The 18,881-nt window shown below is 65.7% G+C and carries 13 protein-coding genes; 9 read left to right on the top strand and 4 right to left on the bottom strand.

The window, feature by feature from the left end; translation table 11 throughout:
* Positions 1-4: 4 nt before the first annotated feature.
* Both FYJ28_RS07225 and FYJ28_RS07220 read right to left on the bottom strand, forming a co-directional pair.
* Positions 5-1,579: an alpha/beta hydrolase gene (locus FYJ28_RS07225; protein WP_154578771.1), complete on the bottom strand. Its 1,575-nt coding sequence runs from the start codon at positions 1,577-1,579 to the stop codon at positions 5-7.
* A 150-nt stretch (positions 1,580-1,729) separates the two neighbouring features.
* The gene (locus FYJ28_RS07220) at positions 1,730-2,329 is read right to left on the bottom strand and encodes a hypothetical protein (RefSeq protein ID WP_154578770.1); all 600 of its coding nucleotides are present in this window, start codon (positions 2,327-2,329) and stop codon (positions 1,730-1,732) included.
* A 395-nt stretch (positions 2,330-2,724) separates the two neighbouring features.
* Here FYJ28_RS07220 and FYJ28_RS07215 point away from each other — a divergent pair, with 395 nt between their 5' ends.
* From FYJ28_RS07215 to FYJ28_RS07205, 3 genes are all read left to right on the top strand, one after another.
* Positions 2,725-3,780, top strand: coding sequence for a zinc-binding dehydrogenase (locus FYJ28_RS07215; protein ID WP_154578769.1), 1,056 nt, complete (start codon positions 2,725-2,727; stop codon positions 3,778-3,780).
* 81 nt (positions 3,781-3,861) lie between these two features.
* The gene (locus tag FYJ28_RS07210; protein ID WP_055239939.1) at positions 3,862-4,500 is read left to right on the top strand and encodes a TetR/AcrR family transcriptional regulator; all 639 of its coding nucleotides are present in this window, start codon (positions 3,862-3,864) and stop codon (positions 4,498-4,500) included.
* The gene (locus FYJ28_RS07205) at positions 4,497-6,134 is read left to right on the top strand and encodes an MDR family MFS transporter (RefSeq protein WP_154578768.1); all 1,638 of its coding nucleotides are present in this window, start codon (positions 4,497-4,499) and stop codon (positions 6,132-6,134) included. The genes FYJ28_RS07210 and FYJ28_RS07205 overlap by 4 nt, the downstream gene beginning before the upstream one ends.
* A 19-nt stretch (positions 6,135-6,153) precedes the next feature.
* Here FYJ28_RS07205 and FYJ28_RS07200 read toward each other — a convergent pair whose 3' ends face one another.
* Positions 6,154-7,278 (bottom strand): VIT1/CCC1 transporter family protein, encoded by a 1,125-nt coding sequence (locus FYJ28_RS07200; RefSeq protein WP_442778580.1) that lies wholly within the window; start codon positions 7,276-7,278, stop codon positions 6,154-6,156.
* 338 nt (positions 7,279-7,616) lie between these two features.
* Between FYJ28_RS07200 and FYJ28_RS07195 the strand changes: the two genes are divergently transcribed.
* From FYJ28_RS07195 to FYJ28_RS07180, 4 genes are all read left to right on the top strand, one after another.
* Entirely contained in the window at positions 7,617-9,368 is a 1,752-nt protein-coding gene (locus FYJ28_RS07195; RefSeq protein ID WP_326831573.1) for a long-chain-fatty-acid--CoA ligase, read from the top strand.
* A gap of 12 nt (positions 9,369-9,380) precedes the next feature.
* Positions 9,381-10,553: an AI-2E family transporter gene (locus tag FYJ28_RS07190; protein WP_154578767.1), complete on the top strand. Its 1,173-nt coding sequence runs from the start codon at positions 9,381-9,383 to the stop codon at positions 10,551-10,553.
* Between the two features lie 220 nt (positions 10,554-10,773).
* Positions 10,774-11,352 (top strand): helix-turn-helix domain-containing protein, encoded by a 579-nt coding sequence (locus FYJ28_RS07185; protein WP_055239943.1) that lies wholly within the window; start codon positions 10,774-10,776, stop codon positions 11,350-11,352.
* Between the two features lie 40 nt (positions 11,353-11,392).
* The gene (locus FYJ28_RS07180) at positions 11,393-14,395 is read left to right on the top strand and encodes an alpha-mannosidase (protein WP_154578766.1); all 3,003 of its coding nucleotides are present in this window, start codon (positions 11,393-11,395) and stop codon (positions 14,393-14,395) included.
* On the opposite strand, the gene FYJ28_RS07175 is transcribed toward FYJ28_RS07180, so the two are convergent.
* A complete protein-coding gene (locus tag FYJ28_RS07175; protein ID WP_229780302.1) occupies positions 14,355-16,055 on the bottom strand; it encodes an FAD-dependent monooxygenase in 1,701 nt (566 codons plus the stop codon). The two genes, FYJ28_RS07180 and FYJ28_RS07175, sit on opposite strands and share 41 nt — an antisense overlap.
* A 137-nt stretch (positions 16,056-16,192) precedes the next feature.
* On the opposite strand from FYJ28_RS07175, the gene speB reads away from it, so the two are divergent.
* Together speB and FYJ28_RS07165 are read left to right on the top strand one after the other, a co-directional pair.
* Positions 16,193-17,170, top strand: coding sequence for an agmatinase (gene speB, locus FYJ28_RS07170; protein WP_055239946.1), 978 nt, complete (start codon positions 16,193-16,195; stop codon positions 17,168-17,170).
* An 8-nt stretch (positions 17,171-17,178) separates the two neighbouring features.
* A complete protein-coding gene (locus FYJ28_RS07165; protein WP_154578862.1) occupies positions 17,179-18,840 on the top strand; it encodes a thiamine pyrophosphate-binding protein in 1,662 nt (553 codons plus the stop codon).
* Positions 18,841-18,881: the final 41 nt, after the last annotated feature.

The raw sequence follows: 18,881 nt of genomic DNA, 5'->3' as shown, positions 1-18,881 counted from the left end.
CCGGTTACTGCACCACCGGGTAGTCGGCAATCACGGGCAGGGACACCGACGCCGTGAAGGACGTCAGCGCCGTGACCTTCGGGGATGTGTAGACCGAAGAGCTCGGCGTCACCTGCAGCACCAGCCTGCTTTGCGGCGTCACCAGGTAGGAGATTTCCTCCAACGGGACGGTGACCGTCCGTTCGGTGCCGTCCAGAATGAGCGGCACCGGCGTCACCTGGTTACCTGCCACCAGTGAGCTGCGGGACTTGTCGATAATCTGGACGTACACATGTGTGTTCGGGGTCCGCGAAGTTCCGCGGTAGGTGAGCGTCAGCTGCGGCGCACCAAAGACCTGGGTTGCCGCGGCCGGGGCGGTGACGGGAGCGTTGACGGCTACCGGCGCCCAGGCCGCCGCAATGACGCCTCCGCTGACGGCAGCGGGGGAGAGAAGCAGGGTTCCCTTCCCGGTTCCGGTCAGTGAACCGACGGGAGCGGGATAACCGTCCGCGGCACGGCTGGTTCCGAGCTGGTCGATGAACTCAAAACCGGGACCGGTTGAAACATCGTTGCCGTCCAGATGCTTGCTGAACCAGTTCAGGACGGCGCCGGTGATCCGGTCCTGTCCGGCCACGCCGGAAGTGCACAGTCCGTGTCCGCCGCAGAACTGCAGCATCTTCACTTCGGTGCCGGCTGACTTGATCAGGTTGTAGTTCCGGGTGGCTTCGTTGAGCGTAAACAGGGTGTCCACAGTGCCCTGGATTATCAGTGTGGGCGCAGTGATCGACGTGAACATGCTCTGCGGAGTCAGGGATTCGAAGTACGCCAGGGACTCCGGACTCAGGGTGTTCGGATAGCGCATTCCCTCGCGGCAGGCCTTGCGCACCGGCGCGGCAAGGGCGCCGCTGTTGCCGACCAGTTCGCCCAGCTGGCCGGTAAGGGTACCTTCCAGGCAGAGCAGGCTGCCCCAGCCGGATTTAAATGACCCTTCCTTGTACAGGCTGGTGGTCAGGTTGTTCCACGCGATCGTCGGCGCGATGGCGTCCACCCTGTCATCCATGGAAGCAAGGACAAACTGGATGCCGCCGCCGTAGGACGCTCCGGCCATGCCCAGTACCGGATCGCCGGGAGCATCCAGGGCGGCCTCGGGCTGGTTGGCGATGAAATCAATGAGGACCTGCCCGTCCCGGCCCTCATAGGCGGGATTGTTGACGTACGCCTCGCCGCCGCTGAAACCGAAACCGCGGGGATCCCAGGTCAGCACGTTGTAGCCGGCTTCCCGCAGCGGGGCGAGTCCGATGGAACCTATCAGGGTACTGGTGGAAGTGGACGGGATACGCCCGCCGGGCAGGCCGAATCCGGGGCCGACCATGACCGTCGGTGCCTTTTCGCCCGCCTGCAGGCCCAGGGCGGGGAAGAAATTGGTGTGTATCGGCGTCCCGTCGAAGGACTGGACTACGACGTCGGTGCGGACCTTGGGTGCTGCGGCACCCGCGTCCGGATCCGTCAGCGCCGAGGCAGGCGGGGCTGCCAGGACGGAGGCGGCCACAAGGGTACCCGCAGCGAGCAGGGCTGGGAGCTTGCGCAGAGGAGACCTCATTCGGTGACTTCCTTGTCAGAGAGGTGTAAAGCTACCGGTCGGTAGGTAGCCAGAGACTAGGATCCCTAACGACTGGGAGACAAGACCCTGGCCCTACTTCGGGGGCTTTTCGGCGGGAACCGCTTATCCACGCACTCCGTCAGGAGGGGCCTAGGTGACAGGATTTCCGGTGGCGGCCAGCGCCGGGTCCGAGGAACATGCAGAGGTGATCTGCAGCGTCTGTTCGTAATCGGTGGCCGAGAACTTCACGATGCCGCCCGCAAAGGATGCCGTGAAGGTGTAGGCGGTTTCCGGCGGCGCATCAGGTCCCGGGGTCAGCGCTGAGAGCATATCCGCACCCGAGCCCAGCAGGACCCGCTGGGCACGGTCACGGGCGGATTCGGGGGAGGCAGGTGCGGGGCCGGCCAGCTGGAGTTCCAGCAAATGGCGCCGCGGTCCTGCGGCGCTCCCGGTTCCCTGAGTCACGGCTGTCCCGGACGAAGCCGGGCAGCCCACGGGCCGCGGTACCGGAGGAGTACCTGGCCTCAGTGCGCTGCCATCCTGGTAGGTCCAGCCGGCCGGGTCCAGTGCATCCGTCAGGGACCCGGCCAGCACCTGCTGTTCTTCGCCGAGCTCAGCGGCGGTAAGTTCGGCGCCGCCGGCTGGGGGACCGGCGGCGGGGGCAGCAGGCGGCATGGGGGATACCGAGCCTGCTGCCAGCACGATCCCGGCGGCTACGACGCACATGGAGCGTGGATCTGGCCTTCTCATCTGCGGCATTTTGCCGGTGAGAAGAAAATCTGTCGAGAGTAGTACGGCCTAGGCTGCCCTGACGCAGCCGGGAATGCGCTTCCACGTGCGGCGGCAGAGTGTCCGCGGTACCCGTGCCTGTGGAGCCAGACAGACTGGCAGACCCTTGCAGTGCCTAAGCATTTTCCACCCGTTTCTTGCTCGTATCCTGCCATCAAAGCCGTGTCCGGCAGCGGAGCCTTCCCAGGGGAACTGGACTGGGAACTGAACCGGGTCTCGGGCTGCCGTTGGCCCTCACTGCCCACGGTAATCCAGAATTCGTGATCCGCACATGGGGAGAACTACCCATGCACCTGGCTTTCCCTTACGCCGTTAGGCTGGTATGAGAACCTTTGCCCGCTTACAGAAAGGCCATTATGCGCGCCACCATCATCCACGGTCCCGGCGATATCCGCGTTGAAGACAGGGAGTATCCGCAGGTGCTGCGCGATGGCGACGCGGTTGTCCGGGTGAGCGCGGCCTGTGTCTGCGGATCCGACTTGTGGCCCTACCGCGGTATCCGCGAAACCCGCGAGCCGCGGGCGATTGGCCATGAATTCGTGGGTGTAGTTGAAAGCGTGGGAACCGGCGTTGCGTCTCTGGCCCCGGGCGACTTTGTGATTGCTCCGTTTACCGGTAACTGCGGGAAATGCCCGCCCTGCCGCTCCGGCGTCACGGTCGCGTGCGAAGAACTGGTCAGATGGGGAAGCACAGATACCCGCGGGGACTTTGTCCAGGGTGCGCAGGGCGAAGCGGTCCGGGTGCCCAATGCGGAGGCAACCCTGGTGAAGGTTCCCGGCGTCGTTGATCCCGATGACGCACTGCTGGCTGACCTGCTTACGCTCTCCGATGTTATGGGCACCGGCCACCACGCTGCCGTCAGCGCAGGCGTGGGTCCGGGGCAAACCGTAGTCGTGGTGGGAGACGGTGCGGTCGGCCTCTGCGCCGTCCTGGCCGCCTCGCGACTGGGCGCCGGGCGGATCATCGCCATGTCCCGGCACGAGGACCGGGCAGCGCTTGCCCGCGAATTCGGAGCCACCGACGTCGTAGCCGAACGCGGCAGGGAAGGCGCGGCCCGGGTCCGTGAGCTGCTCGGCGGCGTGCCCGCGGATGCAGTGCTGGAATGCGTTGGGACGGCGGAGTCGATGGACCAGGCCCTGCGCTGCACCCGTCCCGGCGGGCGCGTCGGATTCGTCGGAGTGCCCGCGGGCGGGGCGGAACTGCCCATTGGAGTACTTTTCGCCAAGAACATCACGGTGGGCGGCGGGATGGCGCCTGTGCGCACCTATCTGCCGGAGCTCCTCGAAGACGTTCTGGCGGGAAAGATCCATCCCGGCAGGGTGTTTGACTCCGTGCTGTCCCTGGAGAAGGCCCCGGAAGCTTATGCGGCCATGGACCAGCGGCAGGCCGTGAAAGTCATGCTCAAGCCGTAAAAATGCTCAGCCTCCTGTGATTCTTTGCACAACTGCAATTTTGCAGTTGTGAAAATTACCCCCTGATGACAAAGTAGTTCGGTGAGTCAACTACTTTCCCTCCGCGATCGCAAGCGCGCCGAAACCTGGGCGGCGCTGCACGCCGCCGCGGCCCGCCGCGCCGTCGAAGACGGACTGGAAGGGGTGAACGTTGAAGTCGTCGCCGAAGAGGCAGGTGTTTCAGCGCGGACGTTCTTCAACTATTTCCCGTGCAAGGAAGATGCCGTCCTGGGCCTCCGGGATCCGTGGGTGGACCCGGCCATGCTCGAGTCCTTCGACATCGAAGGGGACCTGCTGGCCGAAGTCAGCACGCTGATGCTCTCCGTCCTGCGCACCATCCAGGGTGGGGAAGACTCCGCTGAACAGCGGGCCCGCATCTATGAGGCCTTCCCGCACCTGCGTCATCAGCGCTACCAGTACATCCTCAAGGTCGAGCAGCTGGTCCTTGAGACTGTCCGGAACCAGCTGGCTGAATCCCGCCGCTGGCGCGAGCAGGGACCTGACTCCGGCTGGTATGGACACGACGTCGACGACGTCGCCTTCACCATCGTCCTCACCGCCAGCACCCGCATGCGCTACGTCATGCAAAAAACCTGGCTTACCCCCACTTCCACCGCACAGTTCGAGGCCCTCGACCAGGGCCTCGAACTCCTCCGAGACGTCTTCAAGGAACTTCTATGACGAAAACAGCTGCCAAAGCAGCTCCCACGAGCAACGGGAAGAAACCCAGCCTCGTCCTGGTATTCACCGCACTGGTCCTGGCCATGCTCCTTTCAGCGCTGAACCAGACCATCCTCGGCACCGCACTGCCCACGATCGTGGGTGAACTCAACGGTGCCAACCTCATGCTCTGGGTCATCACGGCCTTCATCCTGGCCTCCACGGTGATGATGCCCATCTACGGCAAACTGGGCGACCTGATCGGACGCAAGTACCTCCTGGTCGCGGCGATCATCATCTTCCTGGCAGGTTCCGTTGTCGGCGCACTGTCACCGGACATGACCTGGCTGATCATTGCCCGCGTCATCCAGGGCATTGGTGCCGGCGGCCTGATGATCCTGTCCCAGGCGATCATTGCCGACGTCGTGCCTGCCCGTGAGCGTGGCAAGTACATGGGCTGGATGGGCGGCGTCTTCGCGTTCTCGTCCGTAGTTGGCCCGCTCATCGGCGGCTGGCTGACCGAGGGTCCGGGCTGGCGCTGGGCGTTCTGGTTCAACATCCCCGTCGGCGTGCTGGCACTGCTGGGAGCACTGTTCTTCCTCAAGCCGCGTGCCGTGACGTCACGTCCCAGGATCGACCTGTGGGGCATGGTCTTTATTGCGCTGGCCACCACCGGCCTGGTGCTGGTGAGCAGCTGGGGCGGCAGCACCTACGAATGGACCGACCCGGTAATCCTGGGCCTGGTCGCCGGTACCATTGTTTCCGCCGTCGTCTTCGTGATGGTTGAACGCCGCACCGCCGAGCCGATCATCCCGATGGAACTGTTCCGGGACCGGAACTTCAACCTCTCCACCGCCTCCGGTCTGCTGACTTCCGTGGCCATGTTCGGCGCCATCGGCTACCTGCCCACGTACCTGCAGATGGCCACCGGCGCCAGCGCCACCGAGGCCGGCATGCTGATGATCCCCATGATGGGTGCCCTCCTGTTCAGCTCAGTGCTGTCCGGTTCACTGGTCTCCAAGACCGGACGCTACAAGTGGATGCCCATTGCAGGCTCGGCCATCATGATCCTGGCGCTGCTGCTGATGGGGTCCATCACAGCCGACTCGCCTGTCTGGCAGCTGTGCGTCTACATCGCCGTCCTTGGCCTTGGCCTGGGCCTGAACATGCAGATCCTGGTGCTGGTGGTGCAGAACTCCTTCCCCATGCGGCAGGTGGGCACCGCCACGGCAGCGAACAACTACTTCCGCCAGATCGGTGCCACCCTGGGCTCGGCCGTAGTCGGCAGCCTCTTCGCGCACCGGCTTTCGGACCTGCTCGGCGAGCGGCTTCCCGCCAGCGCCGCCTCGGCAACCGGAGGCGGCAATTCGCTGACGCCGAAGCTTGTCCATGAGCTGCCCGAAGCCATTCAGGACATCATCATCCGGTCCTACAATGAGGCCCTGATTCCGCTGTTCCTCTTTATGGTGCCCATGGCAGTTGTAGCGACGATCCTGTGCCTGTTCATCAAGGAGAAGCCGCTGGCTACCCGCCTTGAGCCGGAAGTCATGCCCGAAGCCATCGGTGAAGGCAACGTCCTGATCAGCGCCGAGGACGAGGGCAACGGCCCCAGCACCACGGAGCTTCGCCAGATCAGCGCGTCCACTCCGCGCTAGCAGACGCTGGGAGGGGCGGCTAGAGCGGGCCGGTCCCGAACAGCAGGCCCAGGGCGTAGGTGACTGCAGCAGCACCCAGTCCAATACCGAGCTGGCGCAGTCCGCGCTTGAGCGGGGACGCCCCGGAGAGCAGCCCGACAATTGACCCGGTCAGCAGGAGGGCGATGCCCACCAGGACGCAGGAAAGGACGACGGCGGACAACCCGCCCATCCCGAACAGGTATGGCAGGACGGGAATGATGGCGCCGGAGGAGAAGAAGCAGAAGCTGGACAGGCCTGCTCCGATACCCGTGCCGACGGTCTCATGGTCCTCTCCGCTGGCTTCCTGCATTTTCTCCGGCTGGAGGGACAGGGACGGGTCGCAGTCGCAGGTATACAGCCCCATGCGTTCGGCCGCGCGGTGCTCGGCGGCTTCCCTGGACATGCCCCTGGCCCGGTAAACCAGCACCAGTTCATTGGCATCGATGTCCAGGGATTTCGCAGCGGACAGCGTCACCTGGGTAGGCCGGGAGGCTTCCAGGAGTTCCCGCTGCGAACGGACTGAGACGTACTCCCCGGCACCCATCGACAGTGCTCCGGCAAGAAGGCCGGCAATACCGCTGAACAGGACGAAAGTGCTTGATGCTCCGGTGGCCCCAATTGCCATCACCAGTGCGAGGTTGGAGACCAGGCCGTCGTTCGCACCGAAGACAGCGGCCCGGAAGTTGCCCGAGAGGCGGGTGCGTCCGCGCGTGGCCAGGCCACGGACCACTTCTTCATGGATCTGTTCATCAGCTGCCATGGCGCTGGTGGCGCTGGGGTCGTCGCTGTAGGGGGAGCGGCCCTCCGCGCGCTGCGCGAGTGCCAGCACAAAGACAGAACCGAACCGCCGGGCCAGCAGGCCAAGGAGCCGGTTGCGGAAGGAGGGGCGCATCGGCTTGTCCGCTTCCGGTCCGAGCAGGCGGCGCCAGTGCTCTTCATGGCGGCCCTCCGCCTCGGCCAGGGCCAGAAGGATGTCCCGTTCCTCTCCGTCGCGGCGTTCGGCGAGGTAGCGGTAGGTAGCAGCTTCAGCCTGCTCATCGGCAAGGTACTGGCGCCAGCGGCGTCGTTCGGCGCTGGTGGGCTTGGATCGCTCAGGGGGTGACTGCCCGTGAGTTGGTGGGATGTTCACACACGCTCCTGGTCACGGCCGGAGCAAAAAGGGGGCGCTCCGGCCAGCTTGATAACTGGCCGAAGGTCTCGCTCGCCGGGTGCCGTGCACCGCGGTGGAGTGCCGGGCTGCTGCTGCAGCCAGTATGTCGACAGTCCTCGGAAATCCGTTCCAATTTTTGTGCGGCCGAAGCCGAAACTAAGATTGGACGTGTACCGGAGCTACTCCCCTTCAGCTTTCAAGTGTAGCCCAGGCCAGCCGCGATTCCCCTCAGGAGGGTGAACGAAAAATGCAGGTCTTCCCCGCCCGCCCAGGGGGCATGCGCCCCGCCCAGCAGCGGATAGAGTTCAACCGTGAGTAAAGCTTCCAAGGGATTCCCTGACTTTCACCGGCCGTGGACACGCCATTATGCGGAAGGCGTGCCGCAGAACCTAAAGCTCCCCGAAGGGTCCCTGGTGGACATGGTCGAGGACTCAATCAGCAAATACGGTTCCAAACCCGCGCTGCAGTTCTTCGGTGCCACCACAAGCTACCGCGATATGGGCGACCAGATCCGGCGGGCCGCCGCCGGGCTGAAACGCCTTGGGGTCAAGCGCGGTGACCGTGTGGCACTGGTACTTCCCAACGCCCCGCAGCACGTTGTGGCGTTCTACGCCGTCCTGCGCCTGGGCGCGGTGGTGGTGGAACACAACCCGCTCTACACCGACCGCGAGCTGCGGCACCAGTTTGAGGACCACGGCGCCACGGTGGCGGTGGTCTGGGACAAGACAGTTGACCGGATCCAGTCCCTGCCGGCAGACATTCCCGTCCGGACCATCGTTTCCGTAGACCTGATCAGCGCCATGCCGCGAACCACGCAGCTGGCGCTGAAGCTCCCCATCCCGGCCGCCCGCCGCAGCCGTGCAGCGCTGGCTCCGGAGAAGAAGCCCCGCAGCGCCGGCCGCCGCGTCGTGGCGTGGAAGGATCTCCTGGACCACAGGCCGCTGCCGCGGCGCCACCCGCATCCTAAGGCAGCGGACCTGGCTGCCATCCAGTACACCTCCGGCACCACAGCGGACCCCAAGGGGGCAATGCTCACCCACGCCAACCTGATGGCCAATGCTGCCCAGGGACGGGCATGGATTCCGGGACTTCGGATGGGCAGGGAAACCGTCTACGGCGTACTGCCCATGTTCCACGCGTACGGCCTGACGCTCAGCCTCACCTTCGCGATGAGCATTGGGGCGAGGCTGGTCCTTTTCCCGAAGTTCGACGTAGACCTGGTCCTGAAGGCGGCCAAGAAGACGCCCCCGACCTTCCTGCCCGCGGTTCCGCCCATTTACGACCGGATTGTGGCCGGGGCCCAGGAGCAGGGCATCTCCCTGAAGGGAGTCCGGTTCGCGATCTCCGGTGCCATGAACCTCCCGGCAGCAACCGTGGATGCCTGGGAAAAGGCCACCGGCGGCTATCTGATCGAAGGCTACGGACTGACCGAAACCTCGCCGGTGGCATTGGGAAACCCGATGGGCCCCACCCGCAAGGCCGGCACCGTGGGAGTGCCGTTCCCGCTGACGGACATCAAGGTGGTTGACCCGGAGGATCCAACCAGGGAACGCCACCGCGGCGAAGCCGGTGAGCTGCTGATCCGCGGACCCCAGGTCTTCCAGGGGTACTGGAACAAACCCGCCGAAACTCGGGCCGCACTGCTCGACGGCGGCTGGTTCCGTACCGGTGATATCGTCTCGGTGGACGACGACGACTTCGTGACCATCCGGGACCGGATCAAGGAACTTATCATCACGGGCGGTTTCAACGTCTCTCCGACAGAAGTCGAGGAAGCACTGAAACGCCACCCGGCCGTCGCCGAGGCTGCCGTGGTGGGGCTGACCCGGACCGGCGGCGGAGAAGACGTGGTGGCTGCCGTCGTTGCCCGTCCTGACATGCAATTCGACCCCGATGAGCTGCGTTCGCACGTCCGCAAGGAGCTGGCAGCGTACAAGGTTCCCCGCCGAATCGTGCAGATACCGGACCTGCCAAGGTCGCTGATCGGCAAGGTCCTCCGGAGGCACGTCAAGGAATCACTGCAGACCAAGGACGCCGGCCCTGAAGCCGGACCCACAACCTAGACGGGAAAACACATGGACAGCCAACCCGGCTCCAGTTCGAACCTGACCGAGTCGAGGAGGCTGCAGGGGTACTGGAACGACGGCCTCGGCCACGCTGCGCTGCGTTCGGCACAGCTTCTGCTGGTCCTGCTGCTCGTTGGCGTGGCGGTTTATGCCCTGACCCGGGTGACGCTGGTGGTCATTCCGGTGCTGCTCGCCCTGATCCTTGCAGCGGCTATTGCACCGTTCGTGAACTGGCTGCGGCGCAAGGGCTGGCCGGGAGCACTCGCAACCGGCACATCCTTCCTGCTGCTCCTTATTGTCTTCGGCGGTTTGGTCACCGGAATCGTGTTTGCGGTGCGGAGCGAGTGGTCCACACTCGTGGACCAGGCGGTCGCGGGATTCGATGAGCTGTACAGGCTGGTGCAGGAAGGCCCGTTTGCAGTCGACGATTCCGCCATGCAGGAAGCCCGCGACGCCGTACTGGACTTCGCGACGTCCTCGACGGTGGGCAGCGGGGCACTGGCCGGGTTGTCCGCTGCCGGTTCCTTCGCCACCGGGTTCGTGCTCATGGCCGTGGTGCTGTTCTTCTTCCTGAAGGACGGGGACAAGATCTGGGCGTTCGTCCTGCGCTGGTTCAGCGGGGAACGGCACCGGAAGGCATCACTTGCCGGCGCAAGGGCCATGGAAGTCCTGGGCGGCTACGTCCGCGGGACGGCCATCGTCGCCGCCGTCGACGCCATCTGCATCGGCGCTGCCCTGTTCATTCTTGGGGTGCCCCTGGCTCTCCCGCTTTCCGTGATTGTGTTCGTTGGTTCCTTCATCCCGCTGGTCGGAGCGACTGCGGCCGGCATCCTGGCGGCCCTGATTGCCCTGGTGGCCAACGGCCCGGTGGTGGCCCTGATCGTGGTGATCGTGATCATCGCGGTGAACCAGCTCGAAGGCAACTTCCTGCAGCCGGTGGTGATGGGCCGGACCCTGAGCATCCACGCGCTGGTGATCCTTCTTGCACTGACCGCCGGAACGATCCTTGCCGGCATCGTCGGAGCGATCCTGTCCGTGCCGATAGCAGCCGTCTCGTGGGCCGTGATCAAGGTCTGGATTGGTGAGGACCAGGGCGACCCCGCGGAGGTCCCTGAAGTTGCGTCCGACGACGGCGAGTCCCCGGAAATGGGAAGCACCGGGGCCGGACGGGCAGGGGATTAACCGTCCGGACCCGGTGCAGTACTGGGGAACCGGCCGCAGCCGGCATATGTCGCTGGGAAACTATTGTTTACTTACGCTAGTGCGCGGCTGTGGCACCGGTCAATTAGTGTGAAGTATGCCGCCTCGGCACTGCTTGCGTAATGACCGGACGGCGGTTACAAACGCGCTTCCCGGGATCCCGGCGGGCACTGATTACCGGGTTGGAAGGACGGCTGGATTGATGAAGGCACTGTCGGTGGAACCGAGCAACGCTCCAATCGCCATCGGATCCAGGATCCGCACCGCCAGGCAGGCACGCCACCTCACCATCGAACAGGTCGCGGAGTCAACCGGACTGACCAAGGGTTTCCTGAGCCGGGTGGAACGGGATCTCACCTCACCGTCCGTGGCGTCGCTGGTCACGCTCTGCCAGGTGCTTTCAATTTCGATCGGTGACCTGTTCCTTCCGCCGCAGACCACGCTGGTGCGCTGGCCGGACGCGCCGGGAATCAACCTCGGCGGCAGCGGAATCAACGAGCGGCTGCTGACTCCGCGCACCGAACGCCAGGTCCAGGTGATCCGTTCGGAAATCGGCCCGGGAGGCAGCGGTGAAACGGACCTGTACTCCGTGGACTGTTCGGTTGAGGTGCTGCACGTCGTCGAGGGCAGGCTTGACCTTATCTTCGCAGCCGAGACCATGAACCTTGCCGCCGGTGACACCGTGACCTTCCCGGGCAAGGAATCACATTCCTGGCGCAACCCGGACACCGGGGCCGCCGCCGTCGTAATTTGGACACTGGTTAGCCCCGGCTCCGCCTAGCAACCTTCCCAACGGGCACCGCGGCGCGCAGAGTGGGCGCATGCACCCGGACCGCGATCTTGCTGAACGCCGTATTGCCCGTTTCCTGGCCCAGCGTCTGCCTCCGTATCTGTGGACTTCGCTTGCGCCGCTGCAGGCCGAGGTCTGGGACTGTCCCGGCGAACCGGTCAGCTTCGCCGAGGCTGCTGAACAGGCGTACCGGCCCGTTTCGCCCGGCGCACGCTGGGGTAAACCGTGGCGCACCACCTGGTTCCGGCTGACCGGGACGGTCCCTGCTCCGGCCCCCGGCTTCGCAGCTGAAGCGCTGGTCGATTTGGGCTTCAGCGCCGATATGCCCGGGTTCCAGGCCGAGGGACTGGTTTACGACGCCGGCGGCAGGGTGCTGAAGGCGCTCGAGGCGACCAACATGGCAGTGCCGCTGGAGCAGGAGCCCGGCAGCGCACTGCTGCTCTGGGTAGAGGCCGCCGCCACCCCGAACGTCATAGGGGATTTCAGTTTCCGTCCCACCCCGCTGGGCAGCTGGGACACTGCCGGTGAAGAACCGCTGTACGTCTTCCGGCGGGCAGACACGGCGCTGCTGGATGAACAGGTTTGGAACCTTGCCCAGGACTTCTCCGTGCTGTGGGGCCTGATGCATGAGCTGCCGATGGACTCACCCCGCCGGCATGATCTCCTGCGGGCCATGGAACGGGCCGCCGCCGCGGTCGCACCGGAGGACGTTTCCGGGACGGCGGGCAGGGCCCGTGCGCTGCTGGAAGAGGCGCTGAGCGCCCCGGCCGCCTCCAGCGCCCACCGGATCCACGCGGTCGGCCATGCCCACATTGACAGCGCCTGGCTGTGGCCGGTGCGGGAAACCCGGCGGAAGGTGGCACGCACCTTCTCGAACGTCCTGGCGCTGATGGATACCGATCCCGACTTCGTCTTCACAGCCTCCTCCGCGCAGCAGTATGCCTGGCTGGAGGAGGACCATCCGGAGCTGTTCGCACGGGTGGCCGCGCGGGTTGCTGAAGGCCGGTTTGTGCCCGCCGGGGGCATGTGGGTGGAAGCGGACACGAACCTTCCGTCCGGAGAATCGCTGGTACGGCAGTTCACCTTTGGGAAAAGGTATTTCCTGGAGGCCTTTGGGGTCGAGCCGCTGGACGTCTGGCTGCCGGACTCATTCGGCTATTCCGGTGCCCTTCCGCAGCTGATCCGCGCGGCCGGCTCCCGGTGGTTCCTCACCCAGAAACTGAGCTGGAACGAGTCCGATGTGATGCCGCACCACACGTTCCTCTGGGAAGGAATCGACGGCACCCGGGTGTTCACGCACTTCCCGCCGGTGGACACCTACAACTCTGCGCTAACCGGGCAGGAACTTGCGCGGGCCCAGCGGCAGTTCCGGGAAAAGGGGGCCACGAACCTTTCGCTGGTGCCTTTCGGGTGGGGCGACGGGGGCGGCGGGCCGACCCGGGAAATGCTGGCGGCCGCCTACCGCACCGCATCCCTGGAGGGATCTCCCCGGGTACAGCTCTCCAGTCCCCGGTCCTTCTTCGAGGCAGCGGAAGGGGACTACGCGGATCCGCCGGTGTGGTCAGGCGAGATGTACCTGCAGTTCCACCGCGGCACCTACACATCCCAGGCACGCACCAAACGCGGCAACCGGCGCAGCGAAGCCCTGCTGCATGAGGCTGAACTGTGGGCGGCCACGGCAGCGGTGCGCTGCGGCACGGACTACCCGTACCAGGAGCTGGACGCCGCGTGGAAAACGGTGCTGCTGGGACAGTTCCATGACATCCTGCCCGGTTCTTCCATCGCCTGGGTCTACGAGGACGCAGAGCGGGAGTATGCCGGGGCAGCCGCGCATTTGGAGCGGATCATTGCCCGGGCCCAGCGGGTTCTGGCGGGGGAGGGGAATGCGGTCCTCACGTTCAATGCCGCGCCGGTAAGACTCCGGGGCATCCCGGCTATGGGCGGTGAGGCCGAAACGGCCGCTCCCGCTGCGGCGCGGCTGGAAGCCGGCGACGGCGGGTGGCAGCTGTCCTCGGATCATCTCACCGCCCGGGTCAGTTCGACAGGGGCCATCACCTCGCTGCGCGGGGACAGCGGACGGGAGCTGGTGGTTCCCGGTGAAGTAGCCAACCACTTCCAGCTCTTCCGCGACACTCCCAACCAATGGGACGCCTGGGACATTGACGCGGCAGACCGGACGGCGCCCGTGTCCCTGCACGGGGTGATGACCGGTTCCGGGGACCGTTCAATGACATTCAAGTACAAGTTTGGGAGCTCAGCGGTGACCCAGACTCTCTCGCTCAGCCCGGACGGGAGGGCCCTGGACCTAGACATTGAGGCTGACTGGCATGAGGAGCAAAAACTGCTCAAGCTGGGATTCCCGCTGGCAGTGCTGGCGGACCGGGCCTCAGCTGAGATCCAGTTCGGCCACGTCCAGCGTCCCACCCACGAAAACACGTCCTGGGACCATGCCCGCTTCGAGGTTCCGGCCCACCGGTGGATCCATGCGGGCGAACACGGAAGGGGTGCCTCGCTGGCCAACGATTCCACCTACGGCTACGACATCACCCGGACCGGGACCAGGGACGCCGGAACCGGAACCCTGCTGCGTGCCTCCCTGCTGCGTGCACCGCTTTTCCCGGACCCGGGTGCGGACCAGGGGGTGCATACCTTCAGGTTTTCACTTCGCCCGGACGCGACCGTGGCGGAGGCAGTGCAGGACGGTTACCGGCTCAATCTCCCGCTGCGGACCGTGGCTGGCGCTGGCGCTGGAAGCGTCCCTCCGCTCGCTGTCCTCACGCCGTCCAGCGTCCTGGTCGAGACAGTGAAGCTGGCAGATGACCGCAGCGGCGACGTCGTCCTGCGGCTCTACGAATCGCTGGGAGGCCACACCAGCGCGGTGCTCACAGCCGGCTTCGCCGCCCGGGCGGCAGCAGCGACCGATCTGCTGGAACGTCCGGCCGCCGCGGGCGCGGAAATTCCACGCCGCGCGGACGGACGCTGGGACCTCGAGTTCAGGCCCTTTGAAGTGAAGACCGTGCGCCTGCTCCGATGAGCCGCTCCAGGTAGGCCACGGCGCCGGTGATGTCCGTGCCAGAAGACCGGTAGCCAATGTAGCCGTCGGGCCGGATCACCAGGACTTCCGGCCGGCGCGGTGAGAGGCCCAGCCGCTCAAACGCCAGTCCGCTCACGTCTTCGATGACGCCCGGGCCGGAGGGGGTGAGCTTGCTGCCCACCACCAGGCGCTGCACGGTGAGCAGCCGGCCGAGCCCGGCCAGGGCAGCATGGATCTGCTGCGGAGTATCCTCAGGCCAGCCGGGTCCGGTCAGCAGAAGGTGGAATCCGGGGGCGGCCACCAGGTCCTGCAGCCGCCGTTCCTTCTCCTGGTAATGCACAACGGCGTCAGGCAGCCGGTCGCCGGGCCTCGGCCCGGAGGTCAGCAGCGCCGGGCGCCGGTTCAGCGCGGATTCAGTCATGGTGCTGCCGCGGTAATGGATGCCGAGCTGGGACATGGTGCGGAACGCCCGGCTGCGCAGCCGCTCGTTCGCAGCGATGGACGGCGCCAGGGCAGGCAGCAGCTTGGTACGCGGGAGTTTCTTCAGTCCGCTTCGGCTCGTTGCCAGTTTGAAGAGGCGATCGGTGAACCCGACGATTCCGCGGGCCACCGGCCGGCGTTCAGCGTCGTAGCTGTCGATCAGCTCGTCCGTAGCCAGCCCCCGTGCGCCCAGGGCGAGCTTCCAGCCCAGGTTCAGCGCATCCTGGATACCGGTGTTCATTCCCTGACCGCCAATGGGGGAATGAACGTGGGCGGCGTCGCCGGCCAGGAACACGGAGCCCGACTGGAAGAATTCGGCCATCTGGTGCGAGAGCCGGAAACTGCTGATCCACTTCGGATCGTGCAGGACCAGGCCGCCGCCGGAGAACTTGTCGGCAACCGCCTGCAGGGATTCAAGGGTCACTGCGCTGTTGTCCCCGCGCTCCTTCAGGCTGATCATCCGCCACGAAGCAGGCCGGCCCAGGGGGAAGAGGACCATAAAACCGTCCTCTGTGGGGTAAGCGTGTACAGCGCCGGGATCTGCGCCGTCCACCTCAAGGTCAGCGAGGACAAATGTGTCGGCGTAGCCGGAGCCGCGGAAATCCATCCCGGCGCGGCGGCGCACGGTGCTTTCGGCGCCGTCCGCACCCACGATGTACCGGGCGCGGATCCGGTCAATTCCACGGTCCTGGCGCTGTACCCGTGCTTCCATGCCCGCGAAGGGATCGTCGGGAACCAGGCGTTCAAGTTCCAGCAGCTCGGCTCCCCGCTCAACACGCACTCCGCGGCTGGCCAGGTAGGAGAGCAGGATCTGTTCGGTCTCGGACTGCGGCAGGAACAGCAGCTGCTGGTGGGCGGAGTCTTCAATGCCGACGTCGAACAGTCCAACCGAGACTGTCTCCTCCGGAAGGTGCAGCTTCAGCTGATGCGCCGGGGTTCCCCTGCCGGCCATGGCGGCACTGATCCCGAAGGGCCGCAGCGCCTCCAGGGTGCGCGGCTGCACTGCCAGTGCACGGGACTGGGTCGAGGGACCCTGCCGCCGGTCGATGATCCTAAAGCTCGTTCCGTAGCCGGAAAGCTGGGCTGCGAGGGCCAGCCCGGTGGGCCCGGCACCCACGATCAGGACATCGACGTCGTAGTTCATTCCATCATTGTTCGCATAGGAAACCCGGTCCGCCATAGTCACAGCCTAGTCTTGACGCCGATCGCGGTTCCACTTTAGCCTTCCGATAAACATTTGATGCCTATTAGATAACTCCTAGCTGGGTTTCCGGTAGGCTCGGGCCCTCGGCACCCAACGAACCGGAGAGGCACTCAATGGATTCACCACAGACGCAGCCGCGCATCAACGTGGACGGCAAAGTCGGCCCGATCGACGCCGCCAAAGTCCCGCGCTATGCCGGTGCCGCCACGTACGCCCGCCTTCCGCGGCTGGACCAGGTGGAACGCGCCGACGTCGCTGTCCTCGGCGTGCCGTTCGACACCGGAGTTTCCTACCGCCCGGGCGCCCGCTTCGGTGCAAACCACATCCGTGAGGCGTCCCGGCTGCTGCGCCCGTACAACCCGGCGCAGGACACCTCGCCGTTCGCTAACCTGCAGGTTGCGGATGCCGGTGACCTCGCCGTGAACCCGTTCAACATTAACGAGGCCATTGAAACAGTCCAGGCCGGGGCACTGGACCTGACGGCGGACGGTGCCCGGCTGCTGACCCTCGGAGGGGACCACACCATCGCCCTGCCCCTGCTGCGCGCCGCGTCCGAACGGGCCGGGGAACCTGTGGCGCTGCTGCACTTTGACGCACATCTGGACACCTGGGACAGCTACTTCGGCGCCGAATACACCCACGGCACACCTTTCCGCCGTGCTGTGGAGGAAGGGATCCTGGACACCGAGGCGATCTCCCATGTGGGTACCCGCGGCCCGCTGTACGGCAAGAAGGACCTTGAAGACGACCGCCGCTTCGGCTTCGGGATCATCACCAGTTCCGACGTTTTCCGCCAGGGTGTGGATGAAGTGGTGGCGAAGCTCCGGGACCGGATCGGCGGCCGCCCGCTCTACATCTCCGTTGACATCGACGTGCTGGACCCTGCCCACGCACCCGGAACGGGAACTCCGGAAGCCGGCGGCATGACCAGCCGGGAACTGCTGGAGATCCTCCGCGGTCTGCGCGGAATGAACCTTGTTGGAGCGGATGTGGTGGAAGTGGCACCTGCCTACGATCACGCGGACATTACCGGTGTGGCTGCCTCCCACGTGGCGTACGACCTGATTACGCTCATGGGGCTCACCAAGTGAGTGCCGGTATGGGTGCCGGCAGCACCGTGGCCGACGGCGTGGTCCGCAACGGCGGCGACCTGGTGGTGGAGACCCTGGAAGCGCTGGGCGCCACCACGGTGTTCGGCATTCCGGGCCAGCATGCCCTGGGACTGTTCGATGCGCTTTCCCGCTCCACCCTTGAATTCGTCTCCTCGCGGGTCGAAAACAATGCAGCCTTTGCCGCCGACGGGTTCACCCGCGCTACGGGCAAGGTGGGTGTGCTCTTCCTTTCAACGGGCCCGGGTGCCCTCACGTCGCTGGCCGGGCTGCAGGAAGCCTATGCCACCGGGGTGCCCATGATCGTGGTTGCCAGCCAGATCCCGATCGAAGGCCTCGGAGCGCGGCGGCGGGGAATGCTTCACCAGCTGGATGACCAGAAAGCCTCGGCGGCCAACGTCACCAAGAGCCAGCGCCTCATCCAGCATGCCTCGGGCATTCCGTCGGCTATCCAGGACGCCTGGACCGAAGCTATCTCCGCACCCATGGGGCCGGTCTGGATCGAGGTGCCGCAGAACGTCCTGCTGGCCCCGGTCGTGGTGCCGGCAGTGGAGGACGCGCTCGCCGAACCGTTCGACAATCCGCCCCGCAGTGAACTTGTCACTGAAGCGGTGAAGTGGCTGGCCGGCGCCCGCCGTCCGGCAGTCATCGCCGGCGGAGGCACCCGGCGCGGCCGGGGCGAAGAATCGCTGCTGTCCCTGGCCGAGAAGCTCCGTGCGCCGGTGATCTGCACCCCGGGCGGCAAGGGAGCCTTCCCCTGGAACCATCCGCTGTCCCTGCAGTCCTGGGTGGAGGACCGGTGGGCCACTGACCTGCTTGAAGACGCGGACGTCCTGCTGGTGGTGGGTTCCTCGCTGGGGGAGATCACCTCCAACTACTTCACCTTCGCGCCGCGCGGGCGCATCATCCAGATCGATGCCGAGCCTCGGGTCCTTGAGTCCAATGGGCCGGCGCTCGGAATCCGGGCAGATGCCGGACAGGCACTGGCTGCGCTCGACGCCGCGCTGCCGGTGCCGGCCACGGCTCCGGACTGGCACGGGCAAAGCGCCGAAGAGATCACCGCGGACACCCTGGCAAGGATTTCTGACCGGCTCGATGCCCAGGACCTGGCGCCGGAGCGCAAGTTCATGGCAGACATCCGCGAGGCGGTTCCGGCGGACATGCAGACCTTTTGGGACATGACAATTGCCGCGTACTGGGCATGGAGCTGCTGGGACACCAAGACCGGCGCGTTCCACTCCGCCCAGGGTGCGGGCGGGCTCGGCTTTGGCTATCCCGCAGCCCTCGGTGCCGCTGTGGGAACCGGTGAACGGGTGCTCGCCGTATCCGGCGACGGATCGGCGATGTATTCGATTTCCGAACTCGCCACTGCCCGCCAGCACGGCGCCCCGGTCACCTGGCTGATTGTTGACGACGGCGGCTACGGGGTGCTGCGTGAGTACATGGTGGACGCGTTCGGGAAAGCCACCGCCACGGAGCTGGCCGGGCCGGATTTCGTGAAGCTGGCCGAGTCCTTCGGGATTCCGGCGCGGCGTGCAGAACCAGGAGGGGTACGGGAAGCCCTGGAGGAGTCGTTCGCGCAGGAAGGTCCGAACGTCGTGGTTGTCCAGACGGTGCTGCGCCTCTTCGCCCCCACCCACCTGGCGCCGTAACTTCGGAAATCTCCCAGAGTGCTGGGTTAAAGTTCTATTAG

It is taken from the genome of Arthrobacter sp. BL-252-APC-1A (genome assembly GCF_009696625.1).
GTDB lineage: Bacteria > Actinomycetota > Actinomycetes > Actinomycetales > Micrococcaceae > Arthrobacter_B.
This window is presented reverse-complemented; position numbering and strand designations above follow the sequence as displayed.

Bases quoted from the DNA above. Each gene is read 5' to 3' on its own strand.
- FYJ28_RS07225 (WP_154578771.1), bottom strand. From the start codon at position 1,579: ATGAGGTCTCCTCTGCGCAAGCTCCCAGCCCTGCTCGCTGCGGGTACC.
- FYJ28_RS07220 (WP_154578770.1), bottom strand. From the start codon at position 2,329: ATGAGAAGGCCAGATCCACGCTCCATGTGCGTCGTAGCCGCCGGGATC.
- FYJ28_RS07215 (WP_154578769.1), top strand. From the start codon at position 2,725: ATGCGCGCCACCATCATCCACGGTCCCGGCGATATCCGCGTTGAAGAC.
- FYJ28_RS07205 (WP_154578768.1), top strand. From the start codon at position 4,497: ATGACGAAAACAGCTGCCAAAGCAGCTCCCACGAGCAACGGGAAGAAA.
- FYJ28_RS07190 (WP_154578767.1), top strand. From the start codon at position 9,381: ATGGACAGCCAACCCGGCTCCAGTTCGAACCTGACCGAGTCGAGGAGG.
- FYJ28_RS07185 (WP_055239943.1), top strand. From the start codon at position 10,774: ATGAAGGCACTGTCGGTGGAACCGAGCAACGCTCCAATCGCCATCGGA.
- FYJ28_RS07180 (WP_154578766.1), top strand. From the start codon at position 11,393: ATGCACCCGGACCGCGATCTTGCTGAACGCCGTATTGCCCGTTTCCTG.
- FYJ28_RS07175 (WP_229780302.1), bottom strand. From the start codon at position 16,055: ATGGCGGACCGGGTTTCCTATGCGAACAATGATGGAATGAACTACGAC.
- speB (WP_055239946.1), top strand. From the start codon at position 16,193: ATGGATTCACCACAGACGCAGCCGCGCATCAACGTGGACGGCAAAGTC.
- FYJ28_RS07165 (WP_154578862.1), top strand. From the start codon at position 17,179: ATGGGTGCCGGCAGCACCGTGGCCGACGGCGTGGTCCGCAACGGCGGC.